This is a genomic window from Candidatus Enterococcus moelleringii, assembly GCF_017377575.1.
GTDB classification, from domain to species: domain Bacteria; phylum Bacillota; class Bacilli; order Lactobacillales; family Enterococcaceae; genus Enterococcus_A; species Enterococcus_A moelleringii.
In genome coordinates this window covers 1-3,236 of the sequence record NZ_JAFREM010000043.1, presented here as the reverse complement: position 1 = coordinate 3,236, position 3,236 = coordinate 1, and the positions used below count along the sequence as shown (strand labels likewise).

General features: G+C 42.8%; 2 protein-coding genes and 1 pseudogene. All 3 read left to right on the top strand.

From position 1 onward, the window contains the following. Positions 1-232: 232 nt before the first annotated feature. Positions 233-1,252, top strand: a complete 1,020-nt coding sequence (locus JZO70_RS21680) for a C40 family peptidase (RefSeq protein WP_347565226.1) — start codon at positions 233-235, stop codon at positions 1,250-1,252. Positions 1,253-1,564: 312 nt separating this feature from the next. Beyond that, complete coding sequence (locus JZO70_RS21675; RefSeq protein WP_207675788.1) at positions 1,565-2,485, top strand: tyrosine-type recombinase/integrase; 921 nt, start codon at positions 1,565-1,567, stop codon at positions 2,483-2,485. Positions 2,486-3,108: 623 nt separating this feature from the next. Then, positions 3,109-3,236, top strand: a pseudogene (locus JZO70_RS22505) (site-specific integrase); the annotation flags it as partial.

Here is a 3,236-nt window from a genome sequence, read left to right as displayed (position 1 = left end):
CGGAAGTTCGAACGGGTAGGCATCAAAGATGAGATTATTGTCACTTTATGGGGCCGGGGCTATAAGCTGAACGAAGAATTCCGCGAACGTTGGCTGAGTGAAGAACAAGCCTTACTGGGTTTTCCGCAGTTGGCGACAAATTAGAAGCAGCGCTCAATCAGAGGATTGGGCGTTTTTTATGAAACTGGAGGTGACGCATATTAAGAAGCTGTACATAGGAGTCATCCTATTAGTGGGTATATTCTGTTTTGGAAGTGGGGTTCATGCTGATCCCAAAGAAGAGACTCAGCAGACGATTGCTCAGCTGCAGGAACGGCTGAGTCAATTGAATGACAACATTTCAACTTCGGTAGTCCAACAGGCAGAGCAAGAAAAAAGGATTCAAACACTGGATCAGGAGCTGATTGAGCAGGAAAAGAAAGTGACTGAGATGACAGGGAACTTAACGCAGTTAGAAAAGGAAATTCAAGAGCGGGTTCGAGCGATTCAACTGACGGATGCCAGTCAAAAGTCGGCGTTCTTTAAAGTAGATGGCTGGGGGAAAATGTTGAGTTCGATTAAAGGGATCGAGACGGTTCAGAAAACCGATGCTGCTCGGGCCAAGGAATACACCGAATTAGTGGAGGCTATTACGAAGCAGCAGAAGGAATTAGAGAAGAAGCGGAAGGACTATCAGACTGCCCAGGATTTATTGAAGCAGACAATTGAGAAGCAGACGGCCAGTAAAGCTGAGCTGGAGAAGGAGTTGGCTGACAATCAGGGGATGCTGGCACGGATTCGGGAAGAAGAGCGGCAACAGGAACAGGCTTTAAAGGCCCAACAGGAAGCCTTGTGGCAACAAGTGGTATTGGGCGAGAGCATTAAGACCAACTTTGAAACCACTGAAGAAATGAGTGATAAGGCGCAGGACATTATTCTGTCGGCTAAGCAGTATTTAGGCGTGCCGTACGTTTGGGGAGGAACAACGCCAGCAGGCTTTGACTGCAGCGGTTTGATGCAGTGGGTATTTGCCCAAAATGGGATTGGAATTCCACGAGTGAGCCAGGCGCAACAGGCTTCTATCAAGGAGATTCCGATAAGTGAAGTGCAGCCAGGGGATCTAGTTTTCTGGGGACGACCGGCTCACCATGTAGCATTGTATATCGGAGATGGCTATTTTATTCAAGCGCCTCAGCCGGGTGATGTAGTGAAGATTACCCATAGCAGCTGGTATCCATTTGAGAGTGCCGGGCGGGTATTGAACGGAAATTGAGTGGGGAAAGTCGAGAGTATGCAGCAGCTGCTTTCGACTTTTTGCTTTAGTGAAAAATGGAGTCGAGATTAGAAGGATCTTTTTGATTTGGACGATCGGATTTCAGTGTTTTAAGGGGTCAAAAAGAGACGTAAATTTAGCGGTGAATCCTTTAAACAAGGCCTTTATTGCAGTATAAATAACCATTGGTATTTTTAGATTAGAATTTGAAATAATTTCTTTCTAAGCTATAAACATCCTTCTAAAAGTATAGTAAAATAATCAAATAGCAACACTTTTCATTTTTTATTTGACTATTTAGGAGGGCGATTAATGCCGCGTAAAGGAGACAATATTTACTTAAGACAGGACGGCCGTTGGGAAGGGCGTTATGTGATCGGTAAAAGGAGCAATGGAAGTTCCAAATTTCGTTCAGTTTATGGCGAGACCCGAGAAGAGGCTGAAGCAAAGGTCAAAATGATAAGGGACGAATTGGAAGAGGAGTTTAAGCGAAAAACCAGCGGTGTGGCAACCTTGCCGAATCAGCCTGCGCTGACCACAAGAAGCTTCACTTTTATGGAGTGGTTTGAATTCTTTCTAGAAAAGGAAAGCGGCCGACTGTCTGAGGGAACGATTAAGAAATATCGTTACTGGACGGAAAAATACCTGTATCCTGAACTAGCAGACGTGCCAATCAGTATGATCAGCTGTGACAGAATTCAAGGACTGATGAGTAATCTGACGGATACCTGCGAAAAAACGGAAGTAGATAATATCTTTTACTTACTGCAGCAAATCATGCGGGAGGCACTTCGCGAAAACCTGCTGCGCTACAATCCCTGTCAGTTCGTTAAAAGGAAGCGAAGGAACAAAGCTCCGGCGCAATTCTTAATGGAATATGCGATGAAAGGGTCGCCGGAAAGTGATGCCTACCAGATTCGCTTTGCACTTTGTCTGATGCTGGAAACAGGACTGGATATGAGTAACATCGTCGACTTAAAATGGAAGGACATAGATTTTGATCGTAAGCTGATTCAATTGAATAATACATATCAACAACTTGCTGTCGTAAAATTGGCTGAACCAGATCTTCAAGAACTGGCCCTATCGGCCGAGGCTTGTCAGGTGTTGAAGGAAATGAAGTGTGTCGCTGCCAGCGAGTCTGTGTTTAACTATGACGAAGAGCGGTGGAGCGAAGATGAAATGACTAGTATTTATGAAGAACTGAGAGACGCGTATAGTAATAGCTGGTGAGCGGGTGTCGATTATAAGAAGAAGCTGATTCCATTATCCGGAATCAGCTTCTTTTGTGTGCAGTTGCTAAATGACGTAAGGACAAGCGTTTTCGGTGTTTTTGCTCTCAGGAGAGCCAGTATGTAAGACAGTGGATATAACACTAAAAGTAAAATATAGGAAAAATACAATAAAGGGACATAACACTTGACTATTTAATGTTAAAATAAATCGACGAAAGAGTGGGTTTTGGGGCTTGTTTCATAATGTTTAGGTTGAATTTGACCTTTCCCTTTATAAATATACGGGCGATATTTAGATAGTGAAGGGGAATTAAACGACAGGAATACAAAGGATAAGGGAAAGTAACGTTAAATGTGTGAAGTCTTTATCTTGGTCTTGAAAAGACCAAGGGGAAATGGCGATATAGTTATGTTTTTTAATTTCTTGGGGTCACTCACTAGCTTTATTATAGATTACAAGAAATAAATACGCAATATATTTTAAAAAAATAACTAAAATGAATATATTCCTGCCTTTACTTATAAACAGAATTAGCGGAATGCCTAAATAGAGACCAGAACAAAGGCTATTCTATAAACCGTCAAAATTACCGTCAAATGAGATGGAGAGGAAGTGGACAAATGCGTCGAGGCGAAAATATTTATCGACGGAAGGACAAGAGATGGGAGGGGAGGTATGCGGTTGGAAAAAAGGCCAATGGAAAAACAAAATATTGCTCCGTATATGGTAAAACTTTGCAGGAAGTCAG

Bases quoted from the DNA above. Each gene is read 5' to 3' on its own strand.
- JZO70_RS21675 (WP_207675788.1), top strand. From the start codon at position 1,565: ATGCCGCGTAAAGGAGACAATATTTACTTAAGACAGGACGGCCGTTGG.